This window comes from Marinobacterium arenosum (assembly GCF_019795155.1).
Classification (GTDB): Bacteria; Pseudomonadota; Gammaproteobacteria; order Pseudomonadales; family Balneatricaceae; genus Marinobacterium_C; species Marinobacterium_C arenosum.
In genome coordinates this window covers 13,379-33,626 of record NZ_JAILYN010000012.1, presented here as the reverse complement: position 1 = coordinate 33,626, position 20,248 = coordinate 13,379, and the positions used below count along the sequence as shown (strand labels likewise).

Here is a 20,248-nt window from a genome sequence, read left to right as displayed (position 1 = left end):
GCTAACAGCTAACAGCTAACAGCTTCAAGCGGAAAGCGGAAAGCGGAAAGCGGAAAGCGGAAAGCGGAAAGCGGAAAGCCGTTCATCGAATCGGATCGTTCGGCATGATTCCAGCTGATTTCAGGACCAGTCCGGCCGGGCAGGTCCAATCACCCAAATAGCGGCAGGCGTTTTTAACCGTCTACGGCGGAGGCGCCCCGGTTGGCGCCCTATAGGGTTCGACGTATAGCCTTGTAGGGTGGGCACGTTTTTTGTGCCCACGCGGCGCTGATGTAGATGCTTCCCTCTAATCCGAGATCCTTATTCATGCCCTCTGACTGGCGCAGACGACGGCCGTCACCTGACGATATACAGCCAAACGACAAAGACAAAAAAGCCAGACGTTTCAGTCTGGCTTTTTGGTTCGATTCCGGGCGGACTGATGATCAGATGCTGGTCAGCCAGCCGTGGCGGTCTTCCGCCTTGCCCCACTGGATATCGTTCAGCGCCTGGCGCAATTTGACGGTGGTCTCGCCGATGCCGCCGTTGCCGACCTGGTATTCACGGCCGTGGTAGATCAGCGTGCCGACCGGCGCCAGTACCGCCGCAGTGCCGGACAGCGCCGCTTCGCAACCCGGCTTGCCGGCACGGTCGAGCAGTTCGTCGACGCTCAGCTCGCGCTCGGACACCTTCAGCCCCAGATCGCGGGCCAGGGTCAGGATCGAGTCGCGGGTCACGCCGTGCAGGAAGCTCTCGTCCAGCGCCTTGGTGATCAGCTCGTCGCCGTCGATCAGCAGGAAGTTGGCGGCGCCGGTCTCCTGTACGTCGCCGTTCGGGCAGAACAGCACCTGGTCGGCCTGCACTTCGGCACGGGCCTTCATGATCGGCCGCAGCGCGCTGGCGTAGTTGCCGCCGCTCTTGATCATGCCGTTGTGCGGCGCGCAACGCATCCCTTCGTCATCCACCAGCAGCCGCAGCGCCTTGTCGCCACCGGCAAAATAGTCACCCACCGGCGACAGCAGCACGTACTGGCAGGAGGTCAACGACGGTGCCGCCGCCTTGCCGATCGCCGGCTCGGTACCGAAATGGGTCGGCCGGATGTACATCGACCCCGGCGGTGCCGGTACTTCGGAGGCGAAACGGCGCACGATATCGACGATCATCTGGCCGGTAGCCTGCTGGTCGATCGCCGGCAGTGCCAGCAGTTCCGAACTCTGCGCAAAACGGGCCAGGTTTCGATCCATGCGGAAGATCTTGATCGAACCGTCCTCGTGACGGAACGCCTTCAAGCCTTCGAAGCAGGTGCTGGCGTAGTGCAGCACATGGGCGCCGGGGTGCAACTGGATGCTGTCGCTGGAGACGATCTCGGTCGGGCTCCACTCGGAACCATCGAACCAGGAAATTGCCATTTCAGGCATGAAAACAGAACCAAAAGCAGCCATAGCGACCTTCCTAAAAATAAAGCGTTTATTATTGGACGCCCCGGATGTCCTGGGGCGGCAGGGCCACGGATATTCCCTGCGTCAAGACAGTCGATTGTAAGCATCCTGTCCGAAAATGGAATTGCCCTATCGCCAAAAGAGCAACAAATCAACCGCGCTGGTGCCGCCAAGTGTCCGGAGCGGTCTATTGGGCGTTGAGCACAGACTCCAGCAGTTTGTCCGGCTTGATCGATCGTCGCAAGGAGAAGGACCGTTTTGAGGCAGTTGTTGAGTTCTTTTGATACGAATAGTGGTTCTATTTCACGATAAAGAACTCAAAAAACGGCCAAAAACGGCTTTTCCGCAGTAGATCAGTGTTAACTCAGAGAGGCTGCTAGTATCATGGCCGGTTATGCCCGGCGGGCCCTGTGGGCCGCCCAGAAACCGGTCGCCCAACGGCGTACCGCCCGTTATCCCATCTGCACCGACGGACCCTCTGTGACACGACTGTGGATCATCAGCGACGGCAAACCCGGCCATCTCAACCAGAGCCTCGGCCTGGCCGATGCATTGCGCCGGTTCCGACCCGACTGGCAGCAGCACCAGACCGCGCCGCTGAAACCCGGCCAGGCCCTGACCAGTCTGCTGCGCAAGCGCTGGCCCGAGTCGGTCGATGGCGAGCCCCCGGCGCTGGTGATCGGCGCCGGTCACGGCACCCACCTGAGTCTGCTGGCCGCCGGCCGGGCGTTCGGCGCCCGCACGGTGCTGTTGATGAAACCGAGCCTGCCGACCGGCTGGTACGATCTCTGTCTGATCCCGGCCCACGACCGGCCGGCGCAGCGCAACAATATCGTTACTACCGCCGGCGCGCTGAACCGGATGCAGCCGGGCCGGCCCGAGCCGATGCGCGGCATGCTGCTGATCGGCGGCCCATCGAAACATTTCGGCTGGGACAATGGCCAGCTGATCGGCCAGCTGATGCATATCTGCCGGCAGAGCCCGCCGGATATGCGCTGGACGCTGACCACCTCACGCCGCACCCCGGCCGAGCTGCTGCCGCTGCTGCAAGCGCAATCGCTCGGCAATCTGGAGATCGTACCGTTCGAGCAGACCGGCCCCGGCTGGCTGGCCGAGCAGCTGCCGCGCGCAGGCCAGTGCTGGGTCAGCGGCGACAGCGTATCGATGGTCTACGAGGCACTCAGTGCCGGCTGCGCCACCGGCATCCTGCAGGTACCGCAACAGGCCAACAGCCGGATCGCCAGCGGCCTGCAGCAGCTGGTCGAACAGCAACGGGTCACCCGCTACCAGGACTGGACGCCGGGCCAGCCGCTGGCGCCGCCGGCCGAGCCCTTTAACGAGGCGGCCCGCTGTGCATCATTGATTTTGCACCGCTGGCGGCTCTGAACGGCCCCGTAGAAGTAAAGAACAAAAGGTGCGCCGGTAGCCTGACCGAAGTTTGAAAGAGCCTGATGGATATTAAAGGAACTGCATGAAAGTCATTCAGATTCTGCCCGACCTGGACGGCGGCGGCGTCGAGCGCGGCACCCTGGAGGTCGCCAAGGCGCTGGTCGAGGCCGGCCATCAATCCCTGGTGATCTCCGCCGGCGGCCGCATGGTGGCCGAGCTGGAACGCGATGGCAGCCAGCATATTCAGTGGGACCTGGGCCGCAAGTCGCTGTGGACCCTGCGCCATGTGCGGCCGTTGCGCTGCTGGCTGCGCCAGCAGCGGCCGGACATCCTGCATGTGCGCTCGCGGTTGCCCGGCTGGATCGTCTACCTGGCCTGGAAAGGGCTGCCGGCCAACGATCGGCCGCGGCTGGTGACCACCGTACACGGGCTCTACTCAGTGTCCCGCTACAGCGCGATCATGTGCAAGGGCGAACGGGTAATCGCGGTGTCCGACACCGTGCGCCGCTACATTGCCGACAACTATCCGACAACCGATATGACACGGGTTAGGGTGGTCTACCGCGGGATCGAACCGGACGCCTTCCCGCGCGACTACCGGCCCAGCGATGAGTGGCTGGCCCAGTGGCGCCAGCAGTACCCGCAGCTGGCCGGCAAGCAGGTGATCACCCTGCCCGGCCGGCTGACCCGGCTGAAGGGCCACCACGACCTGATCGAACTGATCGACGCGCTGGTCAAGCAGGGCCAGCCGGTGCACGGCCTGATCGTTGGCGGCGAGGATGCCAAGCGCAAAGCCTACGCCGAGGAGCTGTACCGCACGGTACAGCAGCGCGGCCTGGCCGAGCACATCACCTTCACCGGCAACCGCAGCGATATCCGCGACATCTACGCGGTCTCCGACCTGGTACTGTCGCTGTCCACCAAGCCGGAGTCGTTCGGCCGTACCTCGCTAGAAGCGCTCAGCCTCGGCGTACCGCTGGCCGGCTACGACCACGGCGGCGTCGGCGAGATCCTCGCCGCGCTGTTCCCGGCCGGCCGGGTTCCGCTGAAGGACGCCGCCGCGCTGCAACGGGTGGTGACCGACCTGCTGCAGCACCCGCAGCAGCCGCAGCCCAACGACCGCTTCCTGCTCGATGACATGCTGGCCAATACCCTGGCGATCTACCGGGAGCTGCTGTCATGAGCTGGTTACTGCCGATCCTGCTGATTCTGGTCGCTGTGCTGTTCAGCCAACGCTACAAGTGGTGGCGCAAGGCGGTACCGGACAGTGCACCACGACTGCTGATGTATCACATGGTCAGCGAGCAGAAGCCGGGTGCCAAGTTCAACAAACTGCGGGTGCCGCCGGCGATGTTCGAGCGCCAGGTGAAATGGCTGGCGGACCACGGCTATTACTTCGCGCTGATGTCCGAGCTGGCCGAACCGCAAAAGCTGCCGCCGAAAACCGTCGCGCTGACCTTCGACGACGGCTTCGAGGACAACTTCCGCAACGCCCACCCGGTACTGCAGCGATACAACGCCCGCGCCACCCTCTACCTGGTGGAGGATCGCTTCGAGCGCGACTGGTCGACCAGCAAGAAGGCCCATCACGACAGCGGCGAACTGATGCGCGAAGCCAAGCTCAGCGACGACCAGGTCCGCCAGATGCTGGATTCTGGCTGCTGGGAGCTGGGCGGTCATACCCGCACCCACGCCAACCTGGCCAAGCTGGACGCGGCCGCCAAGCTGGCCGAGATCCGCGACAGCAAAATAGCGCTGGAGGCCCAGTTCAACACCCGGCTGGCCAGCTTCGCCTACCCGTTCGGCATCTACGATGCGCAGGACGTGGCACTGGCCGAGCAGGCCGGCTTCGCCAACGCGGTGACCACCGTCGAGGGGATCGATCCTGATCCGGCGGCCAAGCCGTTCGAACTGAAGCGGGTCAAGATCTCCGGCAAGGACAACTGGCTGGCGTTCCGGCTGCGGCTGCGCACCGGTCGGCGCGGATAGGGAGACACACAGCGGCATGAAGATCCTGATGCTGATGGGCGGCGCCGAGGAGGGCGGCCTGGAGAAGCACTTCGTCGAACTGGGCAACGACCTGGCCGGCCACTGCCAGCTGGTCGCCGTCGCCCATGACAAATACCGCGACCGCTTCAACGACCAGGTGCGCTACCGCAGCCTGGATCTGAGTCGCAGCCGCCGCAACCCGCTGATGCTGTGGCAACTGGCCCGGCTGATCCGCCAGGAGAAGCCGGACCTGATCCACGCCCAGGGCGGCAAGGCGGCCCGTATCCTGGCCGCACTGCGTCGCTGGCTGCCGGGCATCAAGCTGGCCACCGTGCACGGGCTGAAAAAGAAAGCGGCGTTCTACCAGCAGCTGGACCACTGCATCTGCGTCAGCCGCCAGGCCGGCGAGCGACTCGGCCTCGACCGGTTCAGCGTGATCTACAACGGTATCGAAGCCGCCCCGGCCCAGCCGCTGCCGCCGCGGCAATCGCAACCTCAAGTGCTGGCGGTGGGCCGGCTGGTCGAGGAAAAAGGCTTCGACCTGCTGCTGGACGCCTGGCAGCAGGTAGATGCCCAGCTACGGATTGCCGGCGATGGGCCGTTGCGGGCGGCGTTGGAGCAACAGCTCGACAAGCTCGGCCTGCGGGACAAAGTCACCCTGCTCGGTCAGCGCGACGACGTGCCCGAGCTGCTGGCGCACAGCCCGCTGGTGGTGATCAGCTCGCGCCGCGAGGGGTTCTCCTATGTGTTCGCAGAAAGCCTGCTGGCCGAACGGGCACTGGTGGTCACCGACGTACCGGTCGCCAACGAGGTTTTGCCGGCCGAACTGCTGGTGGAGCTGAACAACCCCGAGGCGCTGGCCCGGGCGATCAACCGGGCGCTGGCCGACCTGGACGGCTACTATCAGCAGTATCAACCCTACTTTAACTTCGCCAGGGAGCGCTTCAGCCGCCAGGCGATGCTCGACCAAACCCTGACCCTGTACCGGGAGCTCTGCGATGGCTGAGCCGAATACCGAGCAAAATACCGAGCCGAAAAAAACGCCGCTGACCGTCTGGTGCCTGAGCGATGGTCGCCCCGGCCACTACAACCAGAGCAAGGGGCTGCTGCAGGCGCTGGCCTGCGGCTATCAGCTCAGTGAGCACTGGCTGGAGGTGCGGCTGCGCGCCAAGCCGCTGCGCAAACTGATGCGTGCCGGCCTGAACAGCAACCCGGCGCTGCACCGACATTGGGTGGAGGCGATGTACCGCCGTGAACTGCCCAACCAGCGGCCGGAACTGATCATCTCCACCGGCGGCAACACCGCTTTCCTGAACGCCGCCCTGGCCGAGCACTTCGGCTGTCGCAACTATTTCATCGGCTCATTGCGCGGCCTGAAACCGGAGCTGTTCAGCCTGGTGCTGACGCTGGAGCCGATCGGTGCCCCCAACAACCTGGTGATGCCGCTGGCGCCGAGCCCGATCAACCGCAGCCAGCTGGCCCAGGCCGGCGGCGAGCTGACCAGCATGCTGGACGGCCCGCTGTGGACCATGCTGATCGGCGGCGCCACCAGCGAATACCGCTTCCAGCCGGAAGACTGGCAGAATCTGGCCGAGCAGATGAACCGGCTGGCCGAGCAGCGCCAGATCCGCTGGCTGGTGACCAGCTCGCCGCGCACCGGAGTGGAGGTGGAACAGCTGCTGGCGGCCAACCTGAAGCCGCAAGCGCTGGCCGATACGGTCTGGTGGGGCCAGCAGCCGCGCAAGGTGATGGCGGCCTACCTGGGCGCCGCCGAGCGGATCTTCTGCAGCGAGGACAGCCTGTCGATGCTGACCGAGGCGGTCAGCAGCGGCAAACCGGTTACCGCGCTTTCACCGCAGGATATGACCCCCGAACCGCGCTACCTGGCGGCGCTGGAGCGGCTGGTCGGCCGTGGCTGGCTGGAACGACGCGCCATCGCCGAGCTGGAGCGGGTCAACGGCATTGCTGAAGGCCAGCGGCTGGAAGACCCGCTGCAGTACCTTTGGCAGCTGATCCGCAGCCATTCCGAAAGCCCGTAATCAGGGAAAACAACGCCCTACTCGGTCGGATAACCGTTCGGATTCCGTTGCTGCCAACGCCAGTGGTCGCGCACCATCTCGGCCAGGTCGCGGCTCGCCCGCCAGCCGAGCTGTTGCCGGCTGAAGGTCGGGTCGGCGTAGCTGATCGCCGCATCCCCCGCCCGGCGTGGCGCGATATCGTACGGCACCGGCCGGCCGCTTTCGGCGGCAAACGCAGCCACCACTTCCAATACCGAATAACCGCGTCCAGTGCCCAGATTGTAGGGCACGCAGCCATGCCCGTCGGTCAGCGCCTGCAGCGCCTTCAGATGGCCGTCGGCCAGATCCATCACGTGGATATAGTCGCGCACCCCGGTACCGTCCGGGGTCGGGTAGTCGTCGCCGAACACCTGCAGCTGCGGCAACCGACCGATCGCCACCTGGGCCACGTAGGGCAGCAGGTTGTTGGGTACGCCGACCGGGTCTTCGCCGATCAAGCCGCTGGGGTGGGCGCCGACCGGGTTGAAATAGCGCAGCAGTGCGATCTGCCAGTCGGAATCGGCGGCGGCCAGATCACCCAGCATCTCCTCGACCATCAGCTTGCTGCGGCCATAGGGGTTGCAGGCCGCCAGCGGCGCCTGCTCATTGACCGGCATCGTTGCGGCCGGGCCGTAGACCGTGGCCGAGGAGCTGAACACCAGCCGCTTGCAGCCGTGCCTTTGCATCGCCTCGAACAGGGTCAGGGAACCCTGTACGTTATGACGGTAGTAACGTAGCGGCTGCTGCACCGACTCGCCAACCGCCTTCAGGCCGGCGAAGTGGATCACCGCATCGATCGGGTACCGGCTGAAGATCCGTTCCAGCAATACACTGTCGCGCACGTCGCCCTCGATCAGCTCGACCGGCTGGCCGCTGATCTGCTCAATACGCTCAAACACCGCCGGCACGCAGTTGCTGAGGTTGTCCAGCACCAGCGGCCGGTAACCGGCGGCCTGCAACTGCACCACCGTGTGGCTGCCGATATAGCCGCCGCCACCGGTGATCAAAAGAGTCCCTGAGTTCAATTTCAACTACCCGTAGTACCAAGTTCTATCGCCCGGCCGGTCTTCGCAGCCGGGGCAAACAGGGTATACTGCGGCCACCGCGAATGACAGGCAGCAGCAGAGTTTTCATGAAGATCATCAACAGCGTACTGGGCGACGCCACCGGCGGCCGTTGGCAGGTCGTGGTCGACTATGCCGAGATTCTGACCGAACTGGGCCACCAGGTGATCCTGGTGGCGGAGCGCAGCAAGGTCAGCGACAGCACCAAGCTGCCGGCCAATGTCGAGTTGGTCACCCTGCGCAACAGCGGCCACTATGACCTGGCCGCCACGCTGAACGCCTGGCGGCTGGTGCGCCGCTTCCGGCCGGAGCTGGTGATCGCCCACTGCAGCCGTTCAGTGGCGCTGTTCAAGCGCGCGGCGCGCAGCCAGGCCCGAGTGGTCGGCGTCAGCCACAGCAACAACGTCAAGCGGATGGCGCGGGCCGATGCGTTCTTCAATATCTCGAGCCATATCGGCCGCGAGATGGTGCGCTTCGGCGCCGGCGGCAAGCCGGCGTTCCATATCCCCAATATGGGCAACTTCGACCCGAATGTGCAGTTCGCCCCCCGCCGCTGGCAGCAACCGCCGTTGATCGGCGCGATCGGCCGGCTCGACCCGGTGAAAGGCTTTCATGTGCTGGTCGAGGCACTCGGCCTGCTGAAACAGCGCGGCGTCGAGTTCCGCACTGCACTGGCCGGCGACGGCTACCAGCGATCAGAATTGGAGCAGCGGATCGCCGAACTGGAGCTGCAGGACCGTTTCGAGCTACGCGGCTGGACCGACGATCCGAACGGTTTCCTGAGCGAGGTTGACCTGGTTTGCATCCCGGCGCTGTCCGACGCCTTCGGACTGACCCCGCTGGATGCCGCCGCCACCTCCACCCCGCAGGTGTTGTCGACCGCCTTCGGCCACCTGGATATGTTCGAGGATGGCGTCAGCGCGCTGTACGCCGAGAAAGGCAACGCCGAAGCGCTGGCCGATGCCTTGCAGCGCGCGCTGCAGGATGAAGCCGCTATGCAGGCGATGGCCGAAAAGGCGTTCGAGCGGGTCACCGACTGCTATACCCGCGCCAAGCTGGTTGAGCGACTGTCGGCGGCGGTGGATAACCTATCGTCCGCCAGCTGAGCCGCCGCCCGCCGGCAATCGCGACATCAGCCCCAGGCAGAGCGCGAAGACGCCGAAGGTCTGCGCCGACAGGAACTTCATATCGGTCATCCCCTTGGCGGCGAAATAGCACAGCAGCAGGTAGGCGGTCAGAGTCAGACTGTCATGGCGCACCGCCTGCCAGTCGACCCGCCTCGCCAGCTGCCAGAACAGCGTGAGCAGCAGCACGCCACCGACCACGCCCAATGAGAACAGCGCCTCCAGATAGATATGGTGCGGATAGAGGTAGCTGATCCCGTCCAGCGTCGACACCGGCAGGTACTTGTAAGTGTTGACGCCCCAGCCGAACCAAGGCGCCTGCTGCCATTGCTCGAGCAGCGCCCGGTACAGTTCGGTGCGGATGATAAAGCTGTCCATCTGTACGCCCAGATGGTCGGTCAACAACTCCGGCCAGAGGTAGAACAGCTGCAGGGTCAGTACCAGGCCGGTAATCCCCAACAGCGCCATAGCCTGCCACAGTCCCCGCCGGAGCATCGCAACGCCGGCCAGCGCGGCGACCGCCAGGGCGATCATTGAGCCTTCCGACTGGATCGCTACTTGCAGCAGCAGGCAGATCAGCACCACCAACGCCGCAGCCAGGCGTACGCAGCGGGAGCTATCCCGCAGCACCAATGCCGCCGCGGCCAGCAGCGTTATCGCCGCCACGTTGGCCAGGTTATGCAGATTGCCGGCGTAATCGGCCGCCCAGGCCTCCACCGTGCGGTAGCGGTTGTCGGCATCGACCAACATGAACAACAGCAGCAGGTAGCCAAGTCCGCACAGGCCTACCAGCAGGCGCAGCCAGCGCTGGCGCTGACCCGCATCGGTCAATTCGACCAGCAACAGCGCCGACAGGAACAGGCCCAGCCCGCGTAGAAGATGCAGGCCACCGGACAACGATTTCAGCGGCATCACCGACTGGGCACAGTTCAGCGCCAGCAGCAGGAAGTAGCAGATCAGCACTGGCCGGTAGTAGCGGTAGGACAGCTGGATGCCCCGGTAGGCCACCGCAAACAGCAGCGCCACCACCGAACTGAGCGACACCTTGGCGATATCCCACAACGGCAGCAGCAGCAGGCTGTACAGGCAGGCAAAACAGAACAGCGACGCCAGCCAGCCGGTCGCTGCCGACCGGCCAAGTCGCTGTTCATTGAGGCTAATGCCGACTGACATGCTCAGCTGTCCGCCGTTTCGGCATCGCGCCGATAGAGGTAGTTCTTACCTTTCGGATGGGTTTTGAAGCGGCGATGCACCCACATGTACTGGCTGGGGAACTTGCGGATGCCCCGTTCGATCTCGGCATTGACCCGACTGCAGTCGAGCCGGTCGTCGCCACTTGGGAAATCCTCCAACGGCGGGAAGATCTCCAGCTCATAACTGCCGTCCTCGCAACGGTGCTGGCAAAACATCATCACCTTGGCGCCGCTGAGCCGGGCCAGCCGGGCAGTGGCGGTCACGGTGGCCGCTTCAACGCCGAAGAACGGCGCATAGACCGAATGAGTCGGGCCGTGGTCCTGGTCCGGCGCGTACCAGATAATGTTCCCGTGCTTCAGCCGGCGTACCATCGCCCGCATATTGTGTCGCTCGATCGCCTGGCCGGCATAGCGCCGGCGCCCCTTCTTGATGACCGCTTCCAATGCCGGGTTGTTGTGCGGCCGGTAGACGCAGTCGACCGGATAGTGCTCCATCAGCAGGCGCGGCCCCAGATCGAGGGTGGGGAAATGGGCCGACAGCAGAATCACCCCCTTGCCCTCCTGCTGCGCCTGTTTCAGATGCTGCTCGCCAATCAGCCGGTAGCGATGCAACAAGCGGTTGTCCGGCAGCCACCAGGCCATAGCCACTTCCAGCACGCCGATACCGTTGTGCTCAAACACCTCACGCACCATCTGGCGCCGCTGCTGGTCACTCTTTTCCGGAAAACAGAGTTTCAGGTTGGTTGCCACCACCCGACGCCGGCTGCCCGCCAGCCGGTAGAGCAACCGGCCCAACATTCGGCCGATACGCAACCGCCAGCTGTGCGGCAACAGCACCACCGACCGCAGCAGACCGATCCACAGCCAGGTCGGCCAGTAACGCGGCGAAAGAGATCCCGCTTTCAATTCAATACTCATCAACATCAAAGACCACTTCAGGAAGCGGTCATTCTACCCTGTCCGGCGGTCGGCTAAAACGGCCGCCGAATTGACACCAGCCGGGCCAGCGCCGTTGCGAACAGGTATAATCGCCCGATTGTTCGGATCGAGATTGCATTTACATGACCAAACCGACCATCCCCGGCCAGGACGATCATCACCGCAGCGGCTGGGAGACCTACAAGCGACTGGTGCACTATGTCGCGCCCCATTGGTACGCCTTCGTGGTCAGCTTTATCGGCTTCACACTCTATGCCGCCAGCCAGACCGCGTTCGCCAAGTGGATGGAATATATGGTGGAGACGCTGGAACAGGGCCTGCTGGACCAGCGCGGCCTGGTGGCCGGCGCCATTATTCTGATCTTCGTGGTGCGCGGTGTCGGCACCTTCCTCGGCCAGTACGGCATCGCCTATGCCGCCCGCCATCTGGTGCACCGGATGCGCACCGAGATGTTCAACCAACTGCTGCGCTTGCCCTGCGCCTTCTACCAGCAGGAGGCCTCCGGCCAGATCCTGTCGCGGCTGACCTTCAACGTCGAGCAGGTCACCGGCGCCGCCACCGATGCGCTGCGGGTAACCATCCGCGAGGGCCTGACGGTGCTGGGGCTGTTCGGCTACCTGCTGTACCTGAACTGGAAACTGACCCTGGTGTTCATCGCCGCCGGTCCGTTTATCGTCGCGGCAGTGGCGTTCGCGTCGAAGCGGTTCCGCACCTTGAGCCACCGGATCCAGGATTCGATCGGCGATGTCACCCACACCGCCTCGGAAGCGATCAAGGGCTACGAGGTGGTGCGGATCTTCGGCGGTGCCGAGGTGGAGCAACAGCGCTTCATCGACGTCAGCGAGCACAACCGCAAGCAATTCATGAAGATGGTGGTGACCCAGGCGATCAACACCCCGGTGGTGCAACTGCTGGTGGCATTGGCGCTGGCGCTGCTGGTCTATATGGCGATGAGCCCGGCACTACTGGCTGACATGAGTACCGGCGAGTTCATCGCCTTCATCACCGCCGCCGGCATGATCGCCAAACCGCTGCGCCAGATGACCGAGGTCAACGCCATCATCCAGCGCGGTATCGCCGCCGCACAGAGCCTGTTCGATCTGATCGACCTGCCGGCGGAGCCGGACAGCGGCGACCGCACCCTGGCGCGGGCCGACGGCCGGCTCAGTCTGGAGCATGTCAGCTTCCGCTACGAGGGCAGCGACCACCTGGCGCTGGACGATATCAACCTGCAGGTTGAGCCGGGCCAGAGCGTGGCGCTGGTAGGCCGCTCCGGTAGCGGCAAGACCACCCTGGCCAACCTGCTGCCGCGCTTCTTCGATCCGACCGAGGGCGCCATCCGGCTGGATGGTATCCCGCTGACCGAGCTGAAATTGGATGAACTGCGCCGCCAGATCGCGCTGGTCAACCAGCAGGTGGTGCTGTTCGAAGGCAGCATCGCCGACAATATCGCCTATGGCGCGTTGAAGAACGCGCCGCGCGAGGCGATCGAGGCCGCCGCTGTTGCCGCCCATGTCGACGAGTTCGCCGCCCGGATGCCGGACGGCCTGGATACCCTGGTCGGCGAAAACGGGGTGATGCTGTCCGGTGGCCAGCGCCAGCGGATCGCCATCGCCCGGGCGATTTTGAAGAACGCACCGCTGCTGATCCTCGACGAGGCCACCTCGGCGCTGGATACCGAATCGGAGCGTCATATCCAGGCGGCGCTGGAACACGTGATGGAGGGCCGCACCACGCTGGTGATCGCCCACCGGCTGTCGACCATCGAGCGGGCCGACCTGATCGTGGTGATGGACCGCGGCAAAATTGTCGAACAGGGCAACCACCAGCAGCTGCTGGAACTGGACGGCGCCTACGCGGCGCTGCACCGGATGCAGTTCAGCGAACCCGCCGGTGGTTTCTGATGGCGCGTCTGCTGTACAGCCTGCTGTTCTACCTGGCGCTGCCGCTGGTGCTGCTGCGGTTATGGCGGCGCAGCCGCAAGGCGCCGGCCTACGCTGAACGGCTCGGCGAGCGGTTCGGCTTCGGCGCCGAACGCAGTGAACGGCCGTTGTGGATCCACGCGGTATCGGTCGGCGAAACCCTGGCGATCGCGCCGCTGGTCGAGCTGCTGCTGGCTCGCCAGCCGCAGCTGCCGATTCTGTTGACCACCACCACCCCGACCGGCGCCGAGCGGGTGCGGGCACTGTTCGGCGACCGGGTCGAACACCGCTACTGCCCCTACGACCTGCCGGATGCGCTGAACCGCTTCCTGAAACGGACCGATCCGCGCGGCCTGATCGTCGTCGAGACTGAGCTGTGGCCCAATATGATCGCCGCCTGCGCCGCCCGCCAACTGCCGGTGCTGGTCGCCAATGCCCGGCTGTCGGCCCGCTCGGCACGCGGCTATCACCGCTTCGGAGTGCTGACCCGGCCGCTGCTGCGCCAGCTGAGCCTGGTGGCCGCCCAGCACGCCAGCGATGGCGAGCGCTTCGTCGCGCTGGGCCTCCCGCTGGAGCGGCTGCAGGTCACCGGCAGCATCAAGTTCGACATCCGGCTGCCGGCGGATATCGAGCAACACGGAGAAGCGTTGCGACAGAGTTGGGGCGCAGGCCGGCCGGTGCTGGTGGCCGGCAGCACCCACGAGGGCGAGGAGCAGGCACTGCTGGCGATGCTGCCGGCACTGCGCCAGGAACACCCCCAACTGCTGCTGGTGCTGGTACCGCGCCATCCCGAACGTTTCGACAGGGTGGCCGAACTAGCCCAGCAGCAAGGCTACAGAACCGCCCGCCGCAGCCTGGCCGATGTCGATACCGACAGCGAGGTTTATATCGGCGACACCATGGGTGAGCTGGTCAAGTTCTATGCCGCCGCCGACCTCTGTTTCGTCGGCGGCAGCCTGATCGAGCGCGGCGGCCACAATCCGCTGGAACCGGCGATGCTCGGCAAGCCGGTACTGATGGGGTCACAGGTGTTCAATTTCGCCGAGATCTGTCGCCAGCTGGCCGAGGCGGGCGGGCTGACACTGGCGGAATCGGAAGACCAATTGCAGGAACACCTCGCACGACTGCTGGCCAACCCGAAGCGGGCTCAGCAGCAAGGCCTGGCAGCTCGGCAGTTCGTCGCCGCCAACCAGGGCGCACTGGAGCAGTTGTACCAGCTGGTAGCGGAACAGATCGGGCCGAGCTAAATGCTAAATGCCCTCCCTATGGGCTCCAGCTTCGTAGCAGCCCGCTACTTTTTTGCCCATTGGATGCCGCGGGCGACAGGTCGCGGATTTCAATAGAACCAGCGCGGGTCGCGAATAAATTCCCTGCTTCGTAGCAGCCCACTCCGCTGGCGACACCCACGAACTGTGCCAACCCCATCGCGGTCGGAGCCCACTGCTACAGGGCCGAGCTTCGTAGCAGCCCGCTCAGAGGGCGACACCCGCGGACCGGGCCAACCCCATCGCGGTCGGAGCCCGCTGCTACGGGGCCGAGCTTCGTAGCAGCCCGCTCCGAGGGCGACACCCACGAACTGTGCCAACCCCATCGCGGTCGGGGCCCGCTGCTACGGGTTCCGAGCTTCGTAGCAGCCCGCTCAGAGGGCGACACCCGCGGACCGGGCCAACCCAATCGCGGTCGGAGCCCACGGCTACGGGGCCGAGCTTCGTAGCAGCCCGCTCCGAGGGCGACACCCGCGGACCGGGCCAACCCCATCGCGGTCGGAGCCCGCTGCTACGGGGCCGAGCTTCGTAGCAGCCCGCTCCGAGGGCGACATCCGCGGATTTCAATAGAACCACTACAGGTCGCGGCTGAAGCCCCTGCTGCGGGGCCCTACTTGCTGCGGCGCTCGGTTCAGATCTTGAATTCCAGCGTTTCGCCGGCCTGGGCGGCGAACTCACGGCCCAGCAGCTCCGCCAGCGACGTGCCGTCGCTGTCCAGCACCCAGCGGTCGCCGTCGGCGTCGTAATCGAAGTGATAGCCACCGCTACGGGTAGCCAGCCACAGCTGGCGCACCGGTGTCTGGCGGGTCAGGATCAGCTGGCTGCGGTTCTCGCAGATGATGGTCAGCACCCCGCCGCTGATCAGGTAGTCCAGATCGGTATCGGCATCGTCCAGGGTCGCTTCGATCTCTTCCAGCGTGGCGTCCACCCGTTCGTTGAAATCAGATTCGGTCATGTTCTTTATCCGGCTTCACAGTAGAAAGTTGCCGCCAGTATAAAGCAGCAGCGTAGCCGGTAGACAGTCCACGGATTTCGAAAGAACCACCGCGGGTCGCGGATAAATCCGCACCTACGGCACAGTGGCCCTAGCATCCCGCTTTATGCGTGCTGGATACCGTGAAAAAGCCGAAACCGGGAAAAACTGCGATCAATTGCACCGGCCATAAGGTCTGCAAAAGCTGAAGATCACAGTATAATTGCCGGTTTCCTCCCTCTAATCGGGGTAACCAGGTGAACAGATTCGCATTTGCCCTGCTGGCGGCGCTGCTGCTGGCGGGTTGCGGCCAGAAAGGGCCGCTGCAGCTGCCGGACAGCATGGCGACGCAACAGCAGTCGCACTAACAGGTGACATCACTGATGGACAATTTTGAATACCGTAACGGCCGACTCCACTGTGAAGATGTGGCACTGGGCCGTATCGCCGAACAGTACGGCACTCCGCTCTATGTTTACTCCCGCGATGCCATCGAACGCGCCTACCTGGGCTATGCCCAGGCGCTGGAAGGCCACGACGGCATGGTCTGCTACGCGGTGAAGGCCAACTCCAACCTGGCGGTGCTGAACCTGCTGGCCCGGCTCGGCGCCGGTTTCGACATCGTTTCCATCGGTGAACTGGAGCGGGTGATCAAGGCCGGCGGCGATCCGGCGCGAGTGGTATTCTCCGGCGTCGCCAAGCGGCCGGACGAGATCAAGCGGGCGCTCGAGCTGGGCATCCACTGCATCAATATCGAGTCCGAGCCGGAGCTGGAACGGATCAACGCAGTCGCTGCCGCATTGGGCAAAGTGGCGCCGATCAGCTTCCGGGTCAACCCGGACGTCGATGCCGGCACCCATCCCTACATCTCCACCGGCCTGAAGGAGAACAAGTTCGGTATCGCCATCGAGCAAGCCCGCCGCATCTACGGCCTTGCCGCCGCGCTGGACAACGTCGAAGTGATCGGCATGGACTGCCATATCGGCAGCCAGCTGACCGAGATCGCCCCCTACATGGACGCATTGGACCGACTGCTGGTGCTGATCGACGCGTTGGCCGAGGACGGCATCCAGATCCGCCACCTGGATATCGGCGGCGGACTGGGCGTCTGCTATACCGACGAGACACCGCCGAGCACCGGTGAGTTCGTCGCCGCGATACTGGAGAAGCTGGGCGATCGTCCGTTGAGTCTGGTCATGGAGCCGGGCCGCTCGATCGTCGCCAACGCCGGCGTGATGCTGACCCGGGTCGAGTTCCTGAAACCGACCGCCGAGAAGAACTTCGCCATCATCGACGGCGCGATGAACGACCTGATCCGGCCGGCACTGTACAGCGCCTACCAGGAGATCGTGCCGGTAGAACTGCGCGAAGAGGGCGAAACCAAGAGCTGGGACCTGGTCGGCCCGGTCTGCGAAACCGGCGACTTCCTCGGCAAGGACCGCCAGCTGAACCTGGCCGAAGGCGACCTGCTGGCAGTCTGCTCTGCCGGCGCGTACGGTTTCACCATGGCTTCCAACTACAACACCCGGCCGCGCGCCGCCGAGGTGATGGTGGACGACAACCAGTTCCACCTGATCCGTAAGCGGGAAACCCTGGCCCAGCTGATGCACGGCGAACAGCCGCTGCCGAAAGACCGTTGATGGAGCCCCGATGCTGATACGTTTTACCAAGATGCACGGCCTGGGTAACGATTTCCTGGTACTCGACCTGGTCACCCAGCGGCTGAAGCTGAACGAGAAGATGGTCCGTAAGCTGGCCGACCGCCACACCGGCGTCGGCTTCGACCAGCTGCTGGTGGTCGAACCGCCGCGCCATCCGGAGATGGACTTCAGCTACCGGATCTACAACGCCGACGGCTCCGAAGTGGAGCACTGTGGCAACGGCGCCCGCTGCTTCGCCAAGTTCGTGCGCGACAAGCAACTGACCCACAAGGACGAGATCCATGTGGAGACCGCCAAGGGGCGGGCGGTACTGCGGCTGTGCGACAACCGCCAGGTGGAGGTCGACATGGGCGCACCGATGCTGGCGCCGGCCGAGATCCCGTTCGATGCGGCCGAACAGGCCGACAGTTACGACATCGAGGTCGCCGGCAGCAACCACCGGATCGGCGCGGTCAGCATGGGCAATCCGCACGGTGTGCTGGTGGTGGATGATGTTGCCAGCGCGCCGGTGGAAACTCTCGGCCCGGCGCTTGAAGCCCACCCACGCTTTCCGCAGAAAGCCAATATCGGCTTCATGCAGGTGGTCAGCCGCAACGAGATCCGGTTGCGGGTCTATGAACGCGGCGCCGGCGAGACCCGCGCCTGCGGCACCGGCGCCTGCGCGGCAGTGGTTGCCGGCCGGTTGCAGGGGCTGCTGGATGAGCGGGTCACCGTGCACCTGCCCGGCGGCGACCTGGAGATCCGCTGGGCCGGCCGGGGCCAGCCGGTACTGATGACCGGCCCGGCCACCACCGTATTTGAAGGACAGATCTACCTATGAGCGACCTGATTTCCCAACTGGACGAGCAGCAGGTGGCCGACTTCCTGGCGGCCCATCCGGACTTCTTCAGCCGCCATATCAAGTTGCTGGAGAAGCTGTACGTGCCGCACCAGACCGGCGCGGCGGTGTCGCTGGTCGAACGCCAGACCAGCGTGCTGCGTGAGAAAACCCAGCGGCTGAACGCCCACCTGTCCGATCTGGTCGATATCGCCCGCCATAACGACATGCAGTTCGAGAAGACCAAGCGGATGGTGCTCAACCTGCTGGAAGCGGAGACCCTGGACGATGTCGCGGTGGCGGTCGAGGAGAGTCTGTGCCAGGACTTCCACGGCGACAGCACCGCGCTGCTGCTGTTCAGCGAAAAGGTTCTGGACACCAACAACCTGCGGGTAATGCCGCGCGAGCAGGCGGCGCCGGTCGACCTGCTGGTAGAGAGCAACCTGGCCTCCTGCGGCCAGCTGTCCGACGAGCAGTACCGCTTCCTGTTCCAGCAGGATGCGGAGCGGATCGGCTCGGCGGCGGTGGTGCCACTGGTCAAGGGCCAGACCATCGGCCTGCTGGCAATCGGCAGCTACGACCCGGACTACTTCCAGAGCAGCCAGGGCACCCTGTACCTGAGCTACGTCGGCGAAGTGCTCAGCCGGGTGCTGTACCGCATCCTGCAGCGGGGCTGACGGCATGGGCATGGACGCCGACTTCGACTGGCGGGGGCGCTTTCTGCGCTACCTGGCCAGCGAGCGGCAGTTCTCGCCCCACACCCTGTCCAGCTACGGTCGCGACCTGGACCGGCTGACCCGGTTCATGGCGCTGCACGGCCCCGACCGGATCGACCAGCTGAGCGAACGGGATATCCGCCGTTTCGCCGCCGAATGCCACCGCGACGAGCTGTCCGGCCGCAGCATCGCCCGCTGCCTGTCGGCGATCCGCTCACTGTTCCGCTTCCTGCACCGCGAAGGGGTTGTCGAGCACAATCCGGCGTTGGCGGTACAGGCACCGAAAAGCCCCCGCCGGCTGCCCAAGACCCTGGATGTCGACCAGATCGGCGAGCTGCTGGAGCTGCCCGACGACGGCTCACCGCTGGCCGCCCGTGATCGGGCGATGATGGAATTGATCTACTCCTCCGGGCTGCGCCTGTCCGAACTGGTCAGCCTCAACCAGACCGATCCGGATCTGGCCGACGGCAGCCTCTGCGTGACCGGCAAGGGCCGCAAGGAACGCCTGCTGCCGATCGGCCGCAAGGCGGTCGAGGCGTTGCAGCAGTGGCTCGAACGGCGCCCAAAGCTGGCCAGCTACGACGAGCCGGCACTGTTCGTCTCCAGCCGCGGCCAGCGCATCAGCCCGCGCACCGTGCAGCAGCGGATGGACCACTGGGGCCAATGGCTCGGTATCTCCGGCAAGGTACACCCGCACCGTTTGCGCCACAGCTTCGCCAGTCATATGCTTGAATCCAGTGGCGACCTGCGCGCCGTGCAGGAACTGCTCGGCCACGCCGATATCGCCACCACCCAGATCTACACCCATCTGGATTTCCAGCATCTGATGTCGGTGTACGAGAAAGCACATCCGCGGGCACAGAAGGGCAAGAAAAATGATTAAGTGCGTTACCTTCGACCTGGACGATACCCTTTGGGCGGTCGATCCGGTGGTCGAACAAGCCAACCGTACCCTGTTCGACTGGCTGCACAGCAATGCAGCCGATTTCACCCGCATGTTCAGCCTGCACGACCTGCCGGAACTGCGCCGCCAGGTACTTCAGGCTCATCCCGATATCAGCCACAGCGTGACCCAGATCCGGCTGAAGCTACTGGAGGCCGGGCTGACCCGGGCCGGCTATCCGCCGCAGCGGGTACGGCAGCTGGCCGACGACGCCTTCGAGGTATTTCTCGAAGCGCGCCAGCAGGTCGACTTCTTCGAACATGCCCTGGCGCTGATCGATCGACTGCATAAACAGGGCTACCAACTGGGTGCGCTGAGCAACGGCAATGCCGATATCCACCGGGTCGGGCTGGGCGAGCATTTCGACTTCCAGTTCAATGCCGACGGCGTCGGCAGCGAGAAACCGGATCCGCTGATGTTTCATCAGATGCTGCACCACACCGGCCTGCGACCGGAGCAGGTGGTCCATGTCGGCGATGATCCGGTCACCGATATCAAGGGCGCCCAGAATGCCGGCGTCTGGTCGATCTGGGTCAACCTGAAGGGGGCCGACTGGACCGGCGAAGCGCCGGCCGACCGCGAGGTGCAGTGCCTGAGTCAGATCGATGCGGCGATCGAATCAATCCGCCAGGAAGCGGAATCGCGCGCCACGCTCTGAATCTGTTACGCGCTCATCGGGGTGGGCTACCCTCCCACCCCGCCTCCAGCCATTCCTGCCATTACAAAAAGCACCGCCCTACCATATTTTTATTGATACGCCTCAGCTATAGTCGAAACA

General features: G+C 64.6%; 19 protein-coding genes. 14 read left to right on the top strand and 5 right to left on the bottom strand.

Annotated features, from left to right (window positions below; translation table 11 throughout):
• Positions 1–425 precede the first annotated feature (425 nt).
• On the bottom strand, positions 426–1,421 hold the full coding sequence (locus tag K6T12_RS07525; RefSeq protein WP_222221056.1) for a branched-chain amino acid aminotransferase: 996 nt from the start codon (positions 1,419–1,421) through the stop codon (positions 426–428).
• Positions 1,422–1,898: 477 nt separating this feature from the next.
• On the opposite strand from K6T12_RS07525, the gene K6T12_RS07520 reads away from it, so the two are divergent.
• The 5 genes from K6T12_RS07520 (at position 1,899) to K6T12_RS07500 (ending at position 6,835) form a co-directional block, all read left to right on the top strand.
• On the top strand, positions 1,899–2,804 hold the full coding sequence (locus K6T12_RS07520; protein WP_315853576.1) for a mitochondrial fission ELM1 family protein: 906 nt from the start codon (positions 1,899–1,901) through the stop codon (positions 2,802–2,804).
• An 85-nt stretch (positions 2,805–2,889) separates the two neighbouring features.
• Positions 2,890–3,990, top strand: a complete 1,101-nt coding sequence (locus K6T12_RS07515; RefSeq protein WP_222221052.1) for a glycosyltransferase family 4 protein — start codon at positions 2,890–2,892, stop codon at positions 3,988–3,990.
• Positions 3,987–4,796 carry a polysaccharide deacetylase family protein gene (locus K6T12_RS07510; RefSeq protein ID WP_222221050.1) on the top strand — a complete coding sequence of 270 codons (810 nt, stop codon included), beginning with the start codon at positions 3,987–3,989 and terminating at the stop codon, positions 4,794–4,796. Before K6T12_RS07515 ends, K6T12_RS07510 begins: the two co-directional genes overlap by 4 nt.
• A 16-nt stretch (positions 4,797–4,812) precedes the next feature.
• A complete protein-coding gene (locus K6T12_RS07505; protein WP_222221048.1) occupies positions 4,813–5,802 on the top strand; it encodes a glycosyltransferase in 990 nt (329 codons plus the stop codon).
• On the top strand, positions 5,795–6,835 hold the full coding sequence (locus K6T12_RS07500) for a mitochondrial fission ELM1 family protein (protein ID WP_222221047.1): 1,041 nt from the start codon (positions 5,795–5,797) through the stop codon (positions 6,833–6,835). The genes K6T12_RS07505 and K6T12_RS07500 overlap by 8 nt, the downstream gene beginning before the upstream one ends.
• Positions 6,836–6,852: 17 nt before the next feature.
• Here the strand turns inward: K6T12_RS07500 and galE are convergent, their stop codons facing one another.
• Positions 6,853–7,884 (bottom strand): UDP-glucose 4-epimerase GalE, encoded by a 1,032-nt coding sequence (gene galE, locus K6T12_RS07495; protein WP_255611620.1) that lies wholly within the window; start codon positions 7,882–7,884, stop codon positions 6,853–6,855.
• 101 nt (positions 7,885–7,985) lie between these two features.
• Between galE and K6T12_RS07490 the strand changes: the two genes are divergently transcribed.
• Positions 7,986–9,023, top strand: a complete 1,038-nt coding sequence (locus K6T12_RS07490) for a glycosyltransferase family 4 protein (protein ID WP_222221045.1) — start codon at positions 7,986–7,988, stop codon at positions 9,021–9,023.
• Here K6T12_RS07490 and K6T12_RS07485 read toward each other — a convergent pair.
• Together K6T12_RS07485 and lpxL are read right to left on the bottom strand one after the other, a co-directional pair.
• The gene (locus K6T12_RS07485; RefSeq protein ID WP_222221043.1) at positions 9,006–10,214 is read right to left on the bottom strand and encodes an O-antigen ligase family protein; all 1,209 of its coding nucleotides are present in this window, start codon (positions 10,212–10,214) and stop codon (positions 9,006–9,008) included. The two genes, K6T12_RS07490 and K6T12_RS07485, sit on opposite strands and share 18 nt — an antisense overlap.
• 2 nt (positions 10,215–10,216) lie before the next feature.
• A complete protein-coding gene (gene lpxL / locus K6T12_RS07480) occupies positions 10,217–11,158 on the bottom strand; it encodes an LpxL/LpxP family Kdo(2)-lipid IV(A) lauroyl/palmitoleoyl acyltransferase (protein WP_255611619.1) in 942 nt (313 codons plus the stop codon).
• A 137-nt stretch (positions 11,159–11,295) separates the two neighbouring features.
• Here lpxL and msbA point away from each other — a divergent pair, with 137 nt between their 5' ends.
• Complete coding sequence (gene msbA, locus K6T12_RS07475; protein WP_222221041.1) at positions 11,296–13,077, top strand: lipid A export permease/ATP-binding protein MsbA; 1,782 nt, start codon at positions 11,296–11,298, stop codon at positions 13,075–13,077.
• Positions 13,077–14,342, top strand: coding sequence for a lipid IV(A) 3-deoxy-D-manno-octulosonic acid transferase (waaA, locus tag K6T12_RS07470; RefSeq protein ID WP_222221039.1), 1,266 nt, complete (start codon positions 13,077–13,079; stop codon positions 14,340–14,342). Before msbA ends, waaA begins: the two co-directional genes overlap by 1 nt.
• Positions 14,343–14,991: 649 nt before the next feature.
• Here the strand turns inward: waaA and cyaY are convergent.
• Complete coding sequence (gene cyaY / locus K6T12_RS07465) at positions 14,992–15,315, bottom strand: iron donor protein CyaY (RefSeq protein ID WP_222221037.1); 324 nt, start codon at positions 15,313–15,315, stop codon at positions 14,992–14,994.
• Positions 15,316–15,590: 275 nt separating this feature from the next.
• On the opposite strand from cyaY, the gene lptM reads away from it, so the two are divergent.
• Genes lptM through K6T12_RS07435 form a run of 6 tightly spaced genes read left to right on the top strand, consistent with a single transcriptional unit; the run spans position 15,591 to position 20,128 of the window.
• Positions 15,591–15,701, top strand: coding sequence for an LPS translocon maturation chaperone LptM (gene lptM / locus K6T12_RS07460; protein ID WP_222221036.1), 111 nt, complete (start codon positions 15,591–15,593; stop codon positions 15,699–15,701).
• A 15-nt stretch (positions 15,702–15,716) separates the two neighbouring features.
• On the top strand, positions 15,717–16,973 hold the full coding sequence (gene lysA, locus K6T12_RS07455) for a diaminopimelate decarboxylase (RefSeq protein ID WP_222221034.1): 1,257 nt from the start codon (positions 15,717–15,719) through the stop codon (positions 16,971–16,973).
• Positions 16,974–16,983: 10 nt separating this feature from the next.
• The gene (gene dapF, locus K6T12_RS07450; protein WP_222221032.1) at positions 16,984–17,814 is read left to right on the top strand and encodes a diaminopimelate epimerase; all 831 of its coding nucleotides are present in this window, start codon (positions 16,984–16,986) and stop codon (positions 17,812–17,814) included.
• Positions 17,811–18,488, top strand: a complete 678-nt coding sequence (locus tag K6T12_RS07445; protein ID WP_222221030.1) for a DUF484 family protein — start codon at positions 17,811–17,813, stop codon at positions 18,486–18,488. Before dapF ends, K6T12_RS07445 begins: the two co-directional genes overlap by 4 nt.
• A gap of 4 nt (positions 18,489–18,492) precedes the next feature.
• Entirely contained in the window at positions 18,493–19,410 is a 918-nt protein-coding gene (gene xerC, locus K6T12_RS07440) for a tyrosine recombinase XerC (protein WP_222221028.1), read from the top strand.
• Positions 19,403–20,128, top strand: coding sequence for an HAD family hydrolase (locus tag K6T12_RS07435; protein WP_222221026.1), 726 nt, complete (start codon positions 19,403–19,405; stop codon positions 20,126–20,128). The genes xerC and K6T12_RS07435 overlap by 8 nt, the downstream gene beginning before the upstream one ends.
• Positions 20,129–20,248: the final 120 nt, after the last annotated feature.

Coding starts and splice junctions, on each gene's coding strand:
- K6T12_RS07490 (WP_222221045.1), top strand. CDS start 7,986: ATGAAGATCATCAACAGCGTACTGGGCGACGCCACCGGCGGCCGTTGG.
- K6T12_RS07515 (WP_222221052.1), top strand. CDS start 2,890: ATGAAAGTCATTCAGATTCTGCCCGACCTGGACGGCGGCGGCGTCGAG.
- K6T12_RS07525 (WP_222221056.1), bottom strand. CDS start 1,421: ATGGCTGCTTTTGGTTCTGTTTTCATGCCTGAAATGGCAATTTCCTGG.
- K6T12_RS07435 (WP_222221026.1), top strand. CDS start 19,403: ATGATTAAGTGCGTTACCTTCGACCTGGACGATACCCTTTGGGCGGTC.
- K6T12_RS07485 (WP_222221043.1), bottom strand. CDS start 10,214: ATGTCAGTCGGCATTAGCCTCAATGAACAGCGACTTGGCCGGTCGGCA.
- K6T12_RS07500 (WP_222221047.1), top strand. CDS start 5,795: ATGGCTGAGCCGAATACCGAGCAAAATACCGAGCCGAAAAAAACGCCG.
- cyaY (WP_222221037.1), bottom strand. CDS start 15,315: ATGACCGAATCTGATTTCAACGAACGGGTGGACGCCACGCTGGAAGAG.
- lpxL (WP_255611619.1), bottom strand. CDS start 11,158: ATGTTGATGAGTATTGAATTGAAAGCGGGATCTCTTTCGCCGCGTTAC.
- msbA (WP_222221041.1), top strand. CDS start 11,296: ATGACCAAACCGACCATCCCCGGCCAGGACGATCATCACCGCAGCGGC.
- K6T12_RS07510 (WP_222221050.1), top strand. CDS start 3,987: ATGAGCTGGTTACTGCCGATCCTGCTGATTCTGGTCGCTGTGCTGTTC.
- K6T12_RS07445 (WP_222221030.1), top strand. CDS start 17,811: ATGAGCGACCTGATTTCCCAACTGGACGAGCAGCAGGTGGCCGACTTC.
- lysA (WP_222221034.1), top strand. CDS start 15,717: ATGGACAATTTTGAATACCGTAACGGCCGACTCCACTGTGAAGATGTG.
- xerC (WP_222221028.1), top strand. CDS start 18,493: ATGGGCATGGACGCCGACTTCGACTGGCGGGGGCGCTTTCTGCGCTAC.
- K6T12_RS07505 (WP_222221048.1), top strand. CDS start 4,813: ATGAAGATCCTGATGCTGATGGGCGGCGCCGAGGAGGGCGGCCTGGAG.
- waaA (WP_222221039.1), top strand. CDS start 13,077: ATGGCGCGTCTGCTGTACAGCCTGCTGTTCTACCTGGCGCTGCCGCTG.
- dapF (WP_222221032.1), top strand. CDS start 16,984: ATGCTGATACGTTTTACCAAGATGCACGGCCTGGGTAACGATTTCCTG.